Below are 15859 nucleotides of genomic sequence, written 5' to 3' on the forward strand. Positions count from 1 at the left end.
CCGATCCAAGGTCCGTAATGATAACCGCAAGCCCCACTTCCCGCCTATCGTCGCCCGCCCCCGGCTGGCGCGAACTGTGGCGGGATGCCATTACCGACGCCGGGGAATTGCTGGCCGCCGTCGGCCTGGGCCACCGCCCCGACCTGCTTCCCGCGGACGACGCGGGCTTCCCGCTCCGCGTGCCGCGGGGCTTCGTGGCACGCATGCGCCAGGGCGACCCCCACGATCCGCTGCTCCTGCAGGTGCTGCCGCGGGCGGCCGAGCACGATATGGCGGAAGGTTTCGCCGTCGACGCGGTGGGCGACATGGCGGCGCGCGCCGGGCATGGCCTGCTGCACAAATACGATGGACGCGCACTGTTGATCGCCAGTGGCAGTTGCGCCGTGAACTGCCGCTATTGCTTCCGCCGTCACTTCCCTTATGGCGAGGAAATCGCCGCGGCGGCCCAGTGGCGCGACGCGTTGGCACACGTGAAGGCCGACACCTCCATCCGCGAACTGATCCTGTCGGGTGGTGATCCGCTGTCGCTGGCAACGCACAAGCTCGAGGAACTCACCCGCGGCCTCGCCAGCGTGCCGCACGTGGTCCGCCTGCGCATCCACACCCGGCTGCCGGTGGTCCTGCCCGAGCGCGTGGACGAAGCCTTCACGGCATGGCTGGCCGCGCTGCCCTTGCAGAAGGTCGTCGTGCTGCATGCCAACCACGCGAACGAGTTCGACGAAGCCGTGGACGCCGCCTGCGCGCGCCTGCGTGCCGCAGGCGCCACTTTGCTGAACCAGTCGGTCCTGCTACGTGGCGTCAACGACGAGGCGGACGCCCTGGCGAGCCTCTGCGAGCGATCGTTCGCCGCCGGCGTGCTGCCCTACTACCTGCACCAGCTCGACAAGGTGCGGGGCGCCGCCCATTTCGAAGTGGACGACACCCGCGCCCTCGCCCTGATGGAGGAACTGCGCGCCCGCCTGCCCGGCTTCCTCGTGCCCAAGCTGGTACGGGAACTGCAGGGCGACGCCTCCAAGCGACCTATTGCCGATTTCGCGCGCTAGTATGGGCGCCATCCGGTCAGCATGACCTGTCCGGACGCGCTGGGGGGAACGGGCCGGCAAGCCGGTTCGCGGGGTGGGCAAGCGGTCATCGGAACGGCATGAAACACGACAACGTCATCAGGATCCTCTTCATCGAGAACTCGGTGGAAGACGCCGAACTCTTGATCAACGTACTGCGCAACGGCGGCATCGCCGTTCGCCCCGCCCGTGCGACGAACGCGGACGAAATCAGGGGCGCGCTCGACGACATGGCGCCCGACCTCGTCCTCATGAACCCCGCCGTGCCCGGCATCGACGCCGCCTCGGTGATGCGCCAGCTCGACGCCAGCGGCCGCGACCTGGCCTTGATCGCCGTCGTGGACAGCCTCAACGACGACGCCATCGCCGATCTCTTCGCCAGCGGTTCCCGCGGCGTGGCCATGCGCAAGCGTCCCGACCAGGTGCTGGCCGTGGTCCAACGTGAATTCGACGCATTGTCCACACGGCGCCAGGTGCGCCGGCTGGAAACCTCGCTGCGCGAAACCGAACGCCGTTGCGATGCCCTGCTGGATTCCTCGCGCGACGCCATCGCGTACGTCCACGAAGGCATGCACGTGCGCGTCAACCAGGCGTACCTGGAAGCCTTCGGCCTCGCCGACTTCGACGACATCATCGGACTGCCGATCCTCGACCTCATCGCGGGCACGCACGCCGATGAGTTCAAGGCCGTGCTGCGCGGACTCTCCAAGGGCGACAAGACACCGCCACCGCTGGAATTGCTCGCACGCCGCGACGATGGCGGCACGTTCAAGGCCATGGTCGAGTTCGCCCACGCCACGTTCGAAGGCGAGGCCTGCCTGCAGATCGTGTTCCGCCAGCAAACCGTCGACGCGGCCCTCGTCGCGCAATTGCAGCGCGATCCGGTGACCGGGCTGTTCAATCGCGCCCATACGCTCGCCCACATCGACGAAGCCGTGGCCGCCGCCGCGGCCGGACGCGCCGGCCAGGCCGTGGTCCTGCTGGAACCGGACAACTGGAAAGACATCGTCGCCAGCGCGGGCATCGGCAATGCGGACCACCTGCTCGCCGCGATCGCCGCCAAGGTCAATGAATCGATCGACGATGAAGACATCGCCGGCGTCCTCGGCGACCACACGCTGGGACTGGTGCTTCATTCCCGCGGCGACCTCGAGCATGCCGCGCTCACGGAACGCCTGCGCCACGCCGTGGCCGAAAGCATCTTCGACGCCGGCTCCCGCTCGCTGACGGTCACCATCACGCTGGGCGGAACGCTGCTGGCCGAGAAGAACGCGAACACGGAAACGGTGCTCGACCAGGCCAGCGCGGCCCTCCGGGCCGCACAGAACCAGGGCGGCAACCGCGTGGAGTTGCACGACCCCAGCGCCCGCGAGAAGGCCGACGCGGAACGCGAGCAGTACTGGCTGGATCTCGTCCGCCAGGCGCTCGCCGAGGACGGCCTGCGCCTGTACCACCAGCAGATCATCAGCCTGCAGGACGCGGCGGGCGAGTTCTACGAGATCCTGGTGCGCATGCGCGGCCCCAAGGGCGACGTGCTGCCGTCCTATTTCTTCCCCGTGGCGGAGCGCAACGGCCTGCTTCCCGCCATCGACCGCTGGGTGCTCGGCCATGCGATCGACGCCCTCGCCCATCGCGAGAACGACGGGCTGACCACCACCTATTTCGTGAAGATGACCCTGCAGTCGCTGGAAGATCCCGACCTGCTTCCCTGGCTCGTTCGCCGCCTCGAATCGGCGAACCTGCGCCGGAGCAAGCTGGTGATCGAGATGCCGGAATCGAAAGTGCTCACGAGCCTGCGCCCTACGCAGGAATTCGTGAGCGGCTGGCGCAAGGCGGGCGGTGGCTTCGCCATCGAACAGTTCGGTTCGGGCCTGAACTCCTTCCAGATGCTCAACCATGTCGAAGCCGATTTCCTGAAGATCGACCGCAGCTTCATGACCGACCTGCCGCAGCACCCGGAAAACCAGAAGAAAATCGCCGAAATCTGCAAGGAAGGCCATGCCTCCGGCAAGCAGACGGTGGCCGAATGGGTCGAGGACGCCGTCAGCACGTCGCTACTGTTCGCGTGTGGCGTGGACTTCATCCAGGGCAACTTCCTCCAGGAGCCGGCGAAAGTGCTGGCCGAGGAATACATGCCGGTTTGATGGCTGGCTGGCCGGTCATCCGAGGACGGGCCGGTCATCTGGACACCGGCCAGTCATCTGAACACCGGCCAGTCATCCGGTGACTGGTGGGAGCCGACCTTGTCGGCGATCCCGCGGCAGCGGGCCAGATTGAGGCAAGCACCATCGCCGGCATAGCCGGCTCCCACACATGGGTCGAGGGCTGGGCAAGCACCCATCGCCGACAAGGTCGGCTCCACCGAGCAGGTTACAGCGAGCGGGTACCAGCGAGCGCGCCCATCGATTCGGGCACAACAAAAAAAGCCCGCGATCGCTCGCGGGCTTTTTCTTCGCCGTGCGGCAACCGATTACTCGGCGGCGGCAGCAGCCTTCTTCGCGGCCTTGGCGGCAGCGGCGGCGGCGACGTCTTCCTTGATGCGGGCAGCCTTGCCTTCCAGACCACGCAGGTAGTACAGCTTCGCGCCGCGGACCTTGCCCTTGCGCTTCACTTCGACCGAGTCGATCGCACGGCTATGCGACTGGAACACGCGCTCGACGCCGGTGCCGTGCGAGATCTTGCGCACGGTAAAGGCGGAGTGCAGGCCGCGGCTGCGCTTGGCGATGACGATACCTTCGAACGCCTGGACGCGCTCGCGGTTACCTTCCTTCACCTTGACGTTGACGATCACGGTGTCGCCAGGACCGAAATCCGGCAGCTGGCGGGTGATCTGCTCGGCTTCGAACTGTTGGAGAAGTTTGTTCATGGCACACCTGTCGCAATTGTTTACGGCGACCGAGTTATTCGGCCGCACCGTTTGACCGTGCATAGTCACGGCGGAATTCATCCAGCAATGCCCTCGACTCATCGTCGAGCGCACACTGCGTTAACAGATCCGGCCGGCGTAGCCAGGTACGACCCAGCGACTGCTTCCGACGCCAGCGGCGTATGGCCGCGTGATCGCCGGAAAGCAGCACCTCCGGCACGCCGCCCCATGCGTCGTGCTGCACGGGACGGGTGTAATGCGGGCAATCCAGCAAACCATCCGAGAAGGAATCCTGCTGGGCGGATTGCGCGTCGTTCAACGCGCCTTCCTGTAGACGACCCACCGCATCGATGATCACCGCTGCGCCGAGTTCACCGCCAGACAGCACATAATCGCCGATTGAGAGCTCTTCGTCGACCTCGTGCTCGAGCAGGCGTTCGTCCACACCCTCGTAACGTCCACAGATGAGGGCGATTCGCGGCATTCCTGCCAGCGCTTCCACCCGCTTCTGCGTCAGCCGCGCACCTTGCGGGCTGAGATAAATCACGTGCACCGGTTCCGGTGCCGCCTCGCGAATCGCCGCGAGCGCCGCCCGCAATGGTTCGATCAGCATCACCATGCCCGGTCCACCCCCGAAGGGACGGCCGTCCACGGTACGGTAATTGTCGGTGGCGAAGTCGCGAGGGTTCCAGGTTTCCACCTGCAACAGTTCGCGCTGCTGCGCCCTGCCGACCACCCCGATCGCGGCCGACTGGCGGACGAAATCGGGAAACAGCGAAACCACGTCGATGCGCATGATCTTCAGGTATCGCTGTTCAGAACTCGGGGTCCCAGTCCACCACGATGCGCCCGGCGTCGAAATCGACCGAATGCACGTAGGGGCCCTGGACGAACGGAATCAACCGCTCCCTGTCGCCGTCCTTCACCACCATGACGTCGTTGGCGCCGGTGGCGAAAAGATGACTCACCCGCCCCAGGTTGGCTTCCTCCGTGGTGACGACCTCGAGGCCCTCGAGATCGGTCCAGTAGAACTCGCCTGGCGAGGGTGGCGGCAGCGTATCGCGCGAGACCGTGATCTCGCAGCCGACCAGCGCAGCCGCCTGGTCGCGGTCCTCGATGCCCGGCAGGTTGGCGACGATGCCCTTACCCTGCGCGCGCCCTCGGACTCCGTCCATCTCCCGTTCCACGCCCGGCGCGGTCAGCAGCCAGGGCTGGTAACGGAAAATCTGGATGCGGGGTTCGGTCCAGCTTTCGAGCTTGACCTGACCCTGCACGCCGTGGAGCCCGACAATGCGTCCGACACGGACGCGCTTACCGGACTCCGTCGACATCAAGCAGCCAGCTTGCCGGCTTCCTTCACGAGGGCACGGACCTTGTCGGTCAGCTGCGCACCCTTCGCCACCCAGGCCTGGACCCTGGCGACGTCGAGTTCGAGGCGCTTGTCGGCGCCCGAAGCCACCGGGTTGTAGTAGCCGACACGCTCGATGTTACGACCGTCGCGCGGGCTGCGCTGGTCGGTCACAACGACGTGATAAAACGGACGGCCCTTGGCGCCACCGCGCGAAAGACGAATCTTGACCATAAGTTACGAGCTCCAGAATGCCGCAGACCGGCAAGGCGCGCGCGAGAAGCGGGCGCGGTAAAGCCGGACATTTTAGCGAAAGTTTCCAAAAATGGAAGGGGGTTCAGCCCCTTCCGCAAATAGCGCTCAGCGCGGCGGCATCATCCCACCCATGCCGCCCATGCCCTTCATGGCGCCGCGCATCTGGCGAAGGAGGCCCTTGCTGCCACCCTTGGACAGCTTGGACATCATCTTTTCCATCTGCATGAACTGCTTGAGCAGGCGGTTCACGTCCGCCGGCTGCGTACCCGACCCGCGCGCGACGCGGGCCTTGCGCGAACCGTTCAGGAGATCCGGGTGGCGGCGCTCCTTCTTCGTCATGGAACCAATGATGGCCACCATGCGCTTGAGTTCGTTGTCGTTGACCTTGGACTTCACGCTGTCCGGGATGCTCGACATGCCGGGCAATTTGTCCATGAGACCCGCAAGACCGCCCATGTTGCTCATTTGCTCGAGCTGGTCTCGCATGTCGTTGAGATCGAAGCGCTTGCCCTTGATGACCTTCTCGGCGAGCTTCTGCGCCTTTTCCTGGTCGACCTTGCGCTCGACTTCCTCGACCAGCGACAGGACGTCGCCCATGCCGAGGATGCGCTGCGCGACGCGGTCGGGATGGAAAGGCTCCAGCGCGTCGCTCTTCTCGCCCGCACCGAGGAACTTGATCGGGCGGCCGGTGATGTAACGCACGGACAAGGCGGCACCGCCGCGGGCGTCGCCATCGGTCTTGGTCAGCACCACGCCGGTGAGCGGCAGCGCATCGGCGAAGGCCTTGGCGACGTTGGCGGCATCCTGACCGGTCATGGAATCGACGACGAAGAGCGTCTCGATCGGATCGAGGGCGCCATGAAGGGCCTTGATCTCGCCCATCATCGCTTCGTCGACGTGCAGGCGGCCGGCGGTATCGACCAGCAGTACGTCGATCACCTCGCGCCGGGCGGCGGCGACGGCGGCCTTCGCGATGGCGACCGGATCCTGGCCCGCTTCGGAGGGGAAGAACGACACGTCGACCTGGGCGGCCAGGGTGCGCAACTGCTCGATCGCGGCCGGACGATAGACGTCGCAGCTGACGACCATCACGCGCTTCTTCTTGCGTTCCTTGAGGAACCGCGCCAGCTTGCCCACCGTGGTGGTCTTGCCGGCGCCCTGCAGGCCCGCCATCAACACGATCGCCGGCGGCTGGGCAGCCAGGTTCAGCTCCGTGTTGGCCGCGCCCATCAGCGTGGTCAATTCGTCGCTGACGACCTTGACCAGGGCCTGGCCCGGGGAAAGGCTCTTCAGTACTTCCTGACCCACCGCACGAACCTTCACGCGCTCGATGAGCGCCTTCACCACCGGCAGGGCCACATCGGCCTCCAGCAGCGCGATGCGCACCTCGCGCAGGGTCTCGCGGATATTTTCCTCGGTCAGCCGGCCGCGACCACGCAGGCGGTTGACGGTTTCGGAAAGGCGTTGGCTGAGCGATTCGAACATGGGGGATTCGGGTCGGAATGCTGTAAACGACGGATTATAGCGGACTCCCGCCGCATCGCGCCGCTTCGAATGCCAACGTGTCGCATTCACGCTGCCGGATGGCTATGCCACACTGCGCGTCCATGATCGTCACCATCCTCTCGCTGGCCGCCGTCGCCTTCTACCTGTCCGCCGCAGGCGTGCTCGCGCGTCCCCTGGTGACAGGGGGGCAGCCGTTTGCCCGTGTCGGCATGGCCCTGGCGACGATTGCGGCGCTGGCCCATGCCGCGCTGCTGCTCACCGCACATCGCGGCACCCTCGACCTGCACTTCTTCGCCGCGCTGTCGCTCGTCGCGTGGATCGCTTCGGCCCTGACCCTGGCAGTGAACCTGTCGCGTCCCGTCGCTGGGCTCGGCATCCTGATCTTCCCGCTGTCCGCCGCCTTCCTCGCCGTGGATGCCTTCCTTGCGCCGCGCACGGCACCGGAGTCGATGAGCTGGCAGATCGAACTGCACGTGACGATCGCGGTGTTCGCCTTCGGCATCCTATCGATCGCCGCAGCCCTGGCCATCCTGCTGGCGATCCAGGAACGCGCCCTGCGTCGCAGCCGCTTCGGGCACTGGCTGCGCGCCCTGCCCCCGCTCACGCTCACCGAGGTGCTGCTGTTCCGCCTGATCGCGGTGGGCTTCGTGCTGCTGACACTTACGCTGATCACGGGCGCCCTCTTCGTCGGCGACCTGTTCGGCCAGCACCTCGTGCACAAGACGGTGCTGTCGATCATCGCGTGGATCGTCTTCGGGGTATTGCTGTGGGGCCGCTGGAAGTACGGCTGGCGCGGCATCCGCGCGGTGTACCTGACGCTGATCGGAATGGGCATCCTGTTGCTTGCGTTCTTCGGCACCAAGGCGGTGCTCGAGTTGATCCTGCATCGCACGGCGTAGGGTGGGAAGCCGCTCTGGTGGGAAGCCGCTTCAGCGGCGATGGGTGCTTGCCGTGACCTGGCCCGCTGCCGCGGGATCGCCGACAAGGTCGGCTTGTGTCTTTCCGAAGGGCTAGGCTTGGAGGTGAGAGCGGAGTGCGGCAAGCCGATGGACGGCAGTGCTGCGAGCACGTGTGGGAGCTAGGGCTGCCGCACTCCCTCCACTACAGCCCGAACAGTTGCTCGAGTCGTACCTCGAATTCACAAGCCGGGGCATGGTGGAGGTGCTCTCACTGCCGATCGTACTCCGGAGTGAAGCCATGAGCATCTTTGTAGGTATCGACGTGGGCAAAGCCACGCTGGACGTGGCCTGCCATCCCCGCGGCCCCGGCGGGCGCTTCGCCAACTCGCCCCAAGGGCACCGCGCGTTGCTTGATGCGCTGGCGCCACAGGCGGTCCAGCACATCGCCATCGAGGCCACGGGCGGTTACGAACGAGGCATTCTCGACGCCTTGGCCCAGGCCGGTTATTGCGTCACGCGCCTGGCCTCGCACCGGGCCACCGCCTACGCACGGGCCCTGGGCCACTTCGCCAAGAGCGATGCCCTGGACGCGCAGGTCCTGGCCCGCATGGCCGCCCATGTGACGCCCCAACCGTATCAAGCGCCCTCGCCCGGGCGAGCGGAACTGGCCGAGTTGCTGCGTTGCCGTCTGCAACTGGTCGGACAGCGCGATGACAACCGCCGCCGCCTGGCGCAGACCCGGCTGGCCGCGGCACGGCATGCCCTGCAGGCCATGATCGAGGCGGCCAAGGTCCAGATCGCCGACCTGGACAAGCGCATCGCCACGGCCACGACGGCGGCGGCGCCCGCGTCACGGTTGCGCGAGGTGCCCGGCGTGGGACCGGTGACGGAAGCGACGTTGCTGGCCTACCTGCCCGAGCTGGGGCGACTGTCGCGACAACAGATCGCGGCGCTGGTCGGTGTCGCGCCGTACGTCGACCAAAGCGGCCGGCGCGACGGGCCTCGACGCGTCCGCGCCGGCCGATGGGTCGTCCGACGTGCGCTCTACATGGCTACCTGGTCCGCCATCCGCGTCAAGGGCAGCGCCCTCGGCGCACGGTATCGCGCCCTACGGGCGCGCGGAAAGCTGGCCAAGGTCGCCCTCGTCGCCTGCATGCGCAGCTTCATCACCGCCATCAACGCCATGGTCCGTGATCAGGTCGGCTGGCGATCTTCCGCACCTTGAGGAGCCAAAGCAAAAAGACAGTTGCTCCCACAGAGTCGGCTCCCACAGGGTCGGCTCACATTGTCACTCGCGGCTGGCGTCGATCGCCTGCGAGAGGCGTTCCACGCCGATGACTTCCATCTCGCCGACACGGCCACGCTTGGGAGCGTTCGCCGCCGGAACCACGGCGCGGCGGAAGCCATGCGTCGCGGCTTCCTTCAGGCGTTCTTCGCCGTTCGGCACCGGACGTATCTCGCCCGACAAGCCGACTTCACCGAACGCGATGCTCTTCTCCGGCAGGGGCCGGTCGCGCAGGCTCGACAGGACCGCCATCAGCACCGGGACATCCGACGCGGTTTCCTGCACGCGAATACCGCCAACCACGTTGACGAAGACATCCTGGTCGTAGGCGGCCACGCCGCCGTGACGGTGCAACACGGCGAGCAGCATCGCCAGGCGATTCTGTTCCAGGCCCAGCACGACGCGCCGCGGATTGCCCAGCGATGATTGGTCGACCAGCGCCTGCACTTCCACGAGCAAGGGACGGGTACCTTCGCGGGTGACCATCACCGCGCTGCCGGCCGTCGGACCGGAGTGCGCGGAAAGGAAGATCGCCGAGGGATTGGGTACCTCGCGCAGGCCCTTTTCGGACATCGCGAAAACACCGAGTTCGTTCACCGCGCCGAAACGGTTCTTGAAGGCACGCAAGACGCGGAAACGGCTACCGGATTCCCCCTCGAAATAGAGCACGGCGTCGACCATGTGTTCGAGCACACGCGGACCGGCGATGCCGCCCTCCTTCGTCACATGACCCACCAGGAAGACCGAGGTGCCGGTCTCCTTGGCGAAGCGGGTGAGCTTCGCCGCCGACTCGCGAACCTGGCTGACCGAACCCGGGGCCGCGGTGAGCAATTCCGTCCAGATCGTCTGGATCGAATCGATCACCAGGACACGCGGCCGCGCCGACGCGGCCTGCTCCAGGATGCGCTCGATGCACGTCTCGGCCAAGGCATGCAGTGGAGCGAGCGGAAGATCCAGCCGCTGGGCGCGCCCGGCGACCTGCGCCAGCGATTCCTCGCCGGTGACGTACAGGCTCGGCAGGACCGCACCCAGGGTACCGAGCATCTGCAGGAGCAGGGTCGACTTGCCGATGCCGGGGTCGCCGCCGATCAGTACCACCGATCCGTCGACCAGGCCGCCACCGAGGACGCGGTCCAGCTCACCGATGCCCGTGTTCGTGCGGGCCTCCGCGGTAAGCAACACCTCGGTGAGCGGCGTGATCCTTGGAGCGCCCGCCGCCTCGCCGGCGTAGCCGCCACGGCGCGCACCGGTGGAAACCGCATTCGGCTTCGCCGCCTGGACGACGAACTCGGAGAGGACGTTCCATTCGTTGCACTCGGCACATTGCCCCTGCCACTTGCTGTGTTCGGCGCCGCACTGGGTGCAGACGTAAGCGGTCTTGGCCTTGGCCATCGTTCGGGATATCCGTGGAGAAGTAGACGCTGTATAGCGCATGGCGGTCGCAGGGGACGATACGCGGAAAATCCGCCCCCTGGTCAGGCCTCGTCTTCGACGAAGAGCACGCGCCGGGTCATGCCACAGGTGAGATCGTAGGAGATCGTGCCGGCCGAGGCCGCGACGGCTTCCACCGGCAGGCCATCACCCCACAGGGTCACCCTGTCGCCGACGCGCGCGTCCGGAACCTGACGCAGGTCGAGCGTGATCAGGTCCATGGAGACGCGGCCGACCAAGGGGGCGAGTCGCCCGTTCACATGTACCGGCGTGCCGGCCACGGCACTGCGTGGGTAGCCGTCACCGTAGCCGATCGCGGCGACGCCGACGGCCATGTCCTCGGGACAGACGTAGGTGCCGTTGTAGCCGACCCGTTCGCCCTTCGCGAGATGGTTGATCGCCACGAGCCGCGTCGTCAGCGACATCGCCGGACGGAACCCGAAATCGGCCCCGGAACGTCCTTCCACGACCGACAATCCGTACAGCAGGCCACCGGTGCGAACCCAGTCGCCGCGTGCGTCCGGCCAGCCGAGCACGGCGGCCGAGTTGGACAGGGCGCGCGGGCCGTGGAGACCGGAGGTGGCTTCCTTGAAGCGTGCGATCTGCACCGCCGTGTCACGCCCGTCGAACTCCTCCGACGAAGCGAAGTGCGTCATGAGGCCGACATCGGGATCGATCGCGGGCATCGCGAGCACGGTGGCGTGTACGTCGCGAGCCCGCCCGGGTGGGAAGCCGAGCCGGTGCATGCCGGTGTCCACCTTGATCCAGACCCGCAACGGACCGCGGGCGGGATCGGCCTTGGCCAGCCACGGCAACTGCGCATCGTGATGGATCAGCGCCTCCAGGCGCAGGCGCTGCATCTCCGCGATGTCGGAGGGCGTATCCGGGCCGGAAAGCACGACGATCCGCTGCCGGTGCCCGGCCGCGCGCAAACGCAAGCCATCCGCGATCGCCGCCACGGCAAAGGCCTCGGCCTCCTCGTCCAGCGCGCGGGCGACGCGTTCGAGACCGTGTCCGTAGGCATCGGCCTTGACTACCGCCATGACCCTGGCGCTTCCGGCCATGGCTTTCACGCGGGCCAGGTTGTGGCGCAAAGCCCCGAGATGAATGGTCGCGACGGTGGTACGGCTCATGGATGTCGGGGCAACGCGGTAGTGGTCGGTCGCCCAGTCTAGCCGCAACGATTGGGCGACCGTGTGGCGCAAAGATGGCGCGTCACGGCGGATAGGTCGTCACCTTTGGTCACCTGGCGAGGTCGAAGTCGGCTGACGATACCCAACCGCGATTGCCGTGTTCATCCTCCACTTCCCACATGAGGCCGACCCGGTCGCCCGTCGGATACACCAGCATGCCGGGCTCCAGCGAACGGATCGTCTTGCCCTTCCCATCCGCGTTCGAGGTCATGCGGCTGGTGACACGCATCGTGCCGGACTGGCGCGCGTTCGCCGCCGACGCGTCGGAAGGCAGGCCACCCAACTCGGAAACGAGCTTGGTGTACGCATCGAGGTAAGCCATGGTGATCACCTGCCCCTGCGTCGTGTTCGTATATCCGCCGAGGCCCGCCGCGCCGAGATTCTGGCTGCCCCACACCTGGCCCCGGCCGCCGAAACCGATGTCGTTCTTCTCGCCATGGCCTTCCACCATCGCCACTTGCTCGGACGAACGCACGTCCGTGACGGTAAGCGTCACGTCCGCAGTCTTGGAACTGAGCTGCACCGAACCGGCGATACGTCCCGCCGTTCCTCCGAGCACGCTCTGCGCGATGGCTGAAATACCGCCACCACCCGCGTCGCGGTTGCTGTCGACGAGGTCGGGCACGAGCACGTAATCGGCGGCCTTCACCTGTCCCTTGCCGACGTTCGAGCCACCGCGCAGTTCGCCGCCCGATGCCAAGGCACGTTCGCGCATGGCGGCATCCATGCCGCTGCTGCGATCGACGAGGGTGAAGCAGCCGGATTTCGAGACGAACACCTTGATGAGCTTCGATGGCGCGGGCAATTGCTGTCCCGTCCACCACTTCAATGCCGTTTCCGGTTCGATGACCGAAATGGACCCGAGCTTCTTCGTGCAATGGGGAATCTGCGCCACCTTGGCGTCGTGCTCCTTGTTCTTCTTGTTGAAGAAAGGCAAACCCGCGTGAGCGGGCGACGCAAGCGAGACGCAGAAGACCGCGGCCGCGACGATGGCGGCCGGTTTGATGAGACGTTCCATGGGCGATCCTGTGCTGAGGGCGACGGGAATGCTAAAGAACCGCAACCCCAAGGTCAGTAGGATGTCGTCCTAAAAGTGACAAGCGATAGACGCCGCGAAGTGTCGGTTTCCACCGGAGCCAGCTGTCCTTTGTAGAGCGAGCTACACCTGGTGGAACGAACGGACTAGTCGAAGGAACCCACGTAGGAATCCGGAGCCCAGTTCTCGAACTTCGTGTAATGACCGAGGAAGGCCAGCTTCACGGTGTCGGTGGGTCCGTTTCGCTGCTTGCCGATGATGATCTCGGCCAGGCCCTTATCAGGCGATTCCTTGTTGTAGTACTCGTCACGGTAGATGAACATGATCACGTCGGCGTCCTGCTCGATAGCGCCGGATTCGCGCAGGTCGGACATCATCGGACGCTTGTCGGCACGCTGCTCCAGCGAGCGGTTCAACTGCGACAGGGCGATCACCGGCACATTGAGTTCCTTCGCCAGCGCTTTCAATCCCCGCGAGATCTCGGAAATTTCCGTCGCGCGGTTCTCGGAGTTGCCGGGCACCTGCATCAGCTGCAGGTAATCGATGACGATGAGGCCCAGGCCGTGCTCGCGCTGCAAGCGGCGGGCTCGCGAACGCATCTCCACCGGCGACATCGCCGGCGTGTCATCGATGAAGATCTTCGCGTCGGAAAGCATGGTGATCGCGGAGGTGACGCGCGGCCAGTCTTCTTCCGCGAGATCACCGTTGCGCAAATGCTGCGCGTGGACACGGCCCAGCGAAGAGATGAGTCGGAAGGCCAGCTGCGAGGCCGACATTTCCATCGAGAACACCGCCACCGCTTTCTTTCCGCGCATGGCGGCGGCCTCGGCGAGGTTCAACGCGAACGCGGTCTTACCCATCGACGGACGCGCCGCGATGATGACCAGGTCGGACGGCTGCAATCCGGAGGTCAGTTCGTCCAGGTCGGTGAAGCCCGTGGACAGCCCCGTGAGCTGTCCGCGCTTCTCGTAACGCTCGGTAAGCATGCGGAAGGCTTCGCCCACGGCCTCGCGCACCGACACGATGTCCTTCTTGCCACGGGCACCGGATTCGGCGATGCGGAAGACGCGCTGCTCGGCCAGTTCCATCACTTCCTGGACACTTTTGCCCTCCGGGCGAAAGCCGTCCTCGGTGATCGACGTGCCGGCGTCGATCAACTGCCGCAGCACGGACTTCTCGCGAACGATGTCGCCATACGCGCCGATGTTCGCGGCGCTGGGCGTCGAGTTCGCCAGTTCCATCAGGTAGGTGGCGCCGCCGACCATCTCGGCGGTCTCGTTGGCGACGAACCAGTCGCCGAGCGTGATGGCGTCGCAAGGCATGCCCTTGTTCGCCAGTTCGTTGATCGCACGCCAGATGAGGCGATGATCCCTCCGGTAGAAGTCTTCCTCAGAAAGCTTGTCGGCGACCTTGTCCAGGGAATCCGGCGAAAGCATCAGGCCACCCAGCACGGCCTGCTCGGCCTCGATGGAATGCGGCGGAATGCGCAGTGAATCGATGGCGGACGGCTCACGACGGCGCTTACGTTCGCCGCGCTCGCCTCGCTCGGGATTGAAGGACATGGATTACCTCGTGTTGCAGACGGCGCCCACACCGGAACGGCTGGCCGCGACGTCGATCATACGCGGGCTGGTCTCACCCGTTGAGAGGATAAGTCTGTGGATAACTTGTGGGTGGAAACGAAAACGGGCGCCTTTCGGCGCCCGTCTCGGGATCGCGGGTAGTGCGGAGCTTACGCGCCGACGACCTTGACCTTGACCGTCTGCTGCACGTCGGCGTGGAGGACGATGACGACCTCGTATTCGCCCACGACGCGGAAGGGGCCTTCGGCCTGGATCACTTCGCTCTTGTCGACTTCCAGACCCTTGGCGGTGAGCGCCTCGGCGACGTCACGCGGGGTGACCGAGCCGAACAGCTTGCCTTCCGGCGACGCGTTCACTTCGATCGTGACTTCGGCGCCGTCGAGCTTGGCGGCACGAGCCTCGGCACCGGAGAGCTGCTCCTTGGCCTTGGCTTCGTACTCGGCGCGACGGGCTTCGAACGCTTCGAGGTTGGCGGCGGTCGCGCGGGCGGCCTTGCCGGTCGGGAGGAGGAAGTTACGGCCGTAGCCCGGCTTGACAGTGACCTTGTCGCCGAGGTTGCCGAGGTTCTTCACCTTCTCGAGGAGGATGAGTTCCATGGGATGTTCCTTTTCGTTAGCACGGGATGGGCCCCGTGCAGCCAATGATGGTTGTCCGAGGGTTCACGACGATCAGACGTCGTGGTTGTCGGTGTACGGCAGCAGCGAGAGGAAGCGAGCGCGCTTGATCGCGGTCGCCAGCTGGCGCTGGTAACGGGCCTTCGTGCCGGTGATGCGGCTCGGGACGATCTTGCCGTTTTCGGTGACGTACTGACGGAGGGTGTTGAGATCCTTGTAATCGATCTCCTTCACGCCCTCGGCGGTGAAGCGGCAGAATTTGCGGCGGCGGAAAAACTTGGACATGGTTGTAATCCCCGATTAGTCGTCGCTGTCGCGATCGTTGTCGTTGTCGCGACCGCCACGGCGGTCGTCGCCGTCGCTGTCGTCGTCACGGCGACGCGAACCCTTCTGCTCGTCCTTTTCCTTGCTCTTGAGGATGAAGGACTGCTCGACATCGGCTTCGTCGCGACGGATCACGAGGTGGCGCAGGACGGCGTCGTTGAAACGGAAACCCGTCTCGAGCTCGTTCAGGACGGTCTGCGAAACCTCGATGTTCAGCATCACGTAGTGAGCCTTGGCGAGGTTCTCGATCGGATAGGCCAGCTGGCGGCGGCCCCAGTCCTCGAGACGGTGGATCTTGCCGTTGTCGCCTTCGATCAGCGTCTTGTAACGCTCGATCATGGCGGGCACCTGTTCGCTCTGGTCCGGATGGACCAGGAACACGACTTCATAATGACGCATGGTGGCTCCTTGTGGATGCACCCCTTCCGGGGATGGCAGCCTCCCGCGACTGGCGGTGA

Annotated in this window: 16 protein-coding genes; 4 read left to right on the forward strand and 12 right to left on the reverse strand. The window is 65.8% G+C overall.

Going from position 1 to position 15859, the window contains the following annotated elements; genetic code table 11:
* The first annotated feature begins 17 nt into the window (after positions 1 to 17).
* Positions 18 to 1043, forward strand: a complete 1026-nt coding sequence (epmB, locus tag QFZ41_RS03655) for an EF-P beta-lysylation protein EpmB (protein ID WP_429197500.1) — start codon at positions 18 to 20, stop codon at positions 1041 to 1043.
* 98 nt (positions 1044 to 1141) lie between these two features.
* On the forward strand, positions 1142 to 3205 hold the full coding sequence (locus QFZ41_RS03660) for an EAL domain-containing response regulator (protein WP_429197501.1): 2064 nt from the start codon (positions 1142 to 1144) through the stop codon (positions 3203 to 3205).
* A gap of 326 nt (positions 3206 to 3531) precedes the next feature.
* Here the strand turns inward: QFZ41_RS03660 and rplS are convergent, their stop codons facing one another.
* The 5 genes from rplS to ffh form a co-directional block, all read right to left on the reverse strand.
* Positions 3532 to 3927, reverse strand: coding sequence for a 50S ribosomal protein L19 (rplS, locus tag QFZ41_RS03665; RefSeq protein ID WP_029213713.1), 396 nt, complete (start codon positions 3925 to 3927; stop codon positions 3532 to 3534).
* A 34-nt stretch (positions 3928 to 3961) separates the two neighbouring features.
* Entirely contained in the window at positions 3962 to 4723 is a 762-nt protein-coding gene (trmD, locus tag QFZ41_RS03670) for a tRNA (guanosine(37)-N1)-methyltransferase TrmD (protein ID WP_429197502.1), read from the reverse strand.
* Between the two features lie 19 nt (positions 4724 to 4742).
* Entirely contained in the window at positions 4743 to 5258 is a 516-nt protein-coding gene (gene rimM, locus QFZ41_RS03675; RefSeq protein ID WP_429197503.1) for a ribosome maturation factor RimM, read from the reverse strand.
* On the reverse strand, positions 5258 to 5509 hold the full coding sequence (gene rpsP / locus QFZ41_RS03680) for a 30S ribosomal protein S16 (protein ID WP_429197504.1): 252 nt from the start codon (positions 5507 to 5509) through the stop codon (positions 5258 to 5260). Before rpsP ends, rimM begins: the two co-directional genes overlap by 1 nt.
* A 126-nt stretch (positions 5510 to 5635) precedes the next feature.
* Positions 5636 to 7015, reverse strand: a complete 1380-nt coding sequence (gene ffh / locus QFZ41_RS03685; protein ID WP_306851335.1) for a signal recognition particle protein — start codon at positions 7013 to 7015, stop codon at positions 5636 to 5638.
* Positions 7016 to 7137: 122 nt separating this feature from the next.
* Between ffh and QFZ41_RS03690 the strand changes: the two genes are divergently transcribed.
* Complete coding sequence (locus tag QFZ41_RS03690) at positions 7138 to 7935, forward strand: cytochrome C assembly family protein (RefSeq protein ID WP_429197505.1); 798 nt, start codon at positions 7138 to 7140, stop codon at positions 7933 to 7935.
* Between the two features lie 298 nt (positions 7936 to 8233).
* Positions 8234 to 9160 (forward strand): IS110 family transposase, encoded by a 927-nt coding sequence (locus tag QFZ41_RS03695; protein ID WP_429197486.1) that lies wholly within the window; start codon positions 8234 to 8236, stop codon positions 9158 to 9160.
* A gap of 63 nt (positions 9161 to 9223) precedes the next feature.
* Here QFZ41_RS03695 and radA read toward each other — a convergent pair whose 3' ends face one another.
* The 7 genes from radA to rpsF all read right to left on the reverse strand — a co-directional run bounded on the left by radA (position 9224) and on the right by rpsF (position 15800).
* A complete protein-coding gene (gene radA, locus QFZ41_RS03700; protein WP_426287260.1) occupies positions 9224 to 10612 on the reverse strand; it encodes a DNA repair protein RadA in 1389 nt (462 codons plus the stop codon).
* Positions 10613 to 10695: 83 nt separating this feature from the next.
* Complete coding sequence (gene alr, locus QFZ41_RS03705) at positions 10696 to 11784, reverse strand: alanine racemase (RefSeq protein ID WP_429197506.1); 1089 nt, start codon at positions 11782 to 11784, stop codon at positions 10696 to 10698.
* 109 nt (positions 11785 to 11893) lie between these two features.
* The gene (locus QFZ41_RS03710; protein WP_429197507.1) at positions 11894 to 12862 is read right to left on the reverse strand and encodes a CsgG/HfaB family protein; all 969 of its coding nucleotides are present in this window, start codon (positions 12860 to 12862) and stop codon (positions 11894 to 11896) included.
* Positions 12863 to 13026: 164 nt separating this feature from the next.
* A complete protein-coding gene (locus tag QFZ41_RS03715; RefSeq protein ID WP_429197508.1) occupies positions 13027 to 14442 on the reverse strand; it encodes a replicative DNA helicase in 1416 nt (471 codons plus the stop codon).
* Between the two features lie 170 nt (positions 14443 to 14612).
* Positions 14613 to 15059, reverse strand: coding sequence for a 50S ribosomal protein L9 (gene rplI / locus QFZ41_RS03720; protein WP_429197509.1), 447 nt, complete (start codon positions 15057 to 15059; stop codon positions 14613 to 14615).
* A 72-nt stretch (positions 15060 to 15131) separates the two neighbouring features.
* Complete coding sequence (gene rpsR / locus QFZ41_RS03725; protein WP_029214018.1) at positions 15132 to 15362, reverse strand: 30S ribosomal protein S18; 231 nt, start codon at positions 15360 to 15362, stop codon at positions 15132 to 15134.
* Between the two features lie 15 nt (positions 15363 to 15377).
* A complete protein-coding gene (gene rpsF, locus QFZ41_RS03730; RefSeq protein WP_429197510.1) occupies positions 15378 to 15800 on the reverse strand; it encodes a 30S ribosomal protein S6 in 423 nt (140 codons plus the stop codon).
* Positions 15801 to 15859: the final 59 nt, after the last annotated feature.

The organism is Luteibacter sp. W1I16 (genome assembly GCF_050434905.1).
Taxonomy (GTDB): domain Bacteria; phylum Pseudomonadota; class Gammaproteobacteria; order Xanthomonadales; family Rhodanobacteraceae; genus Luteibacter.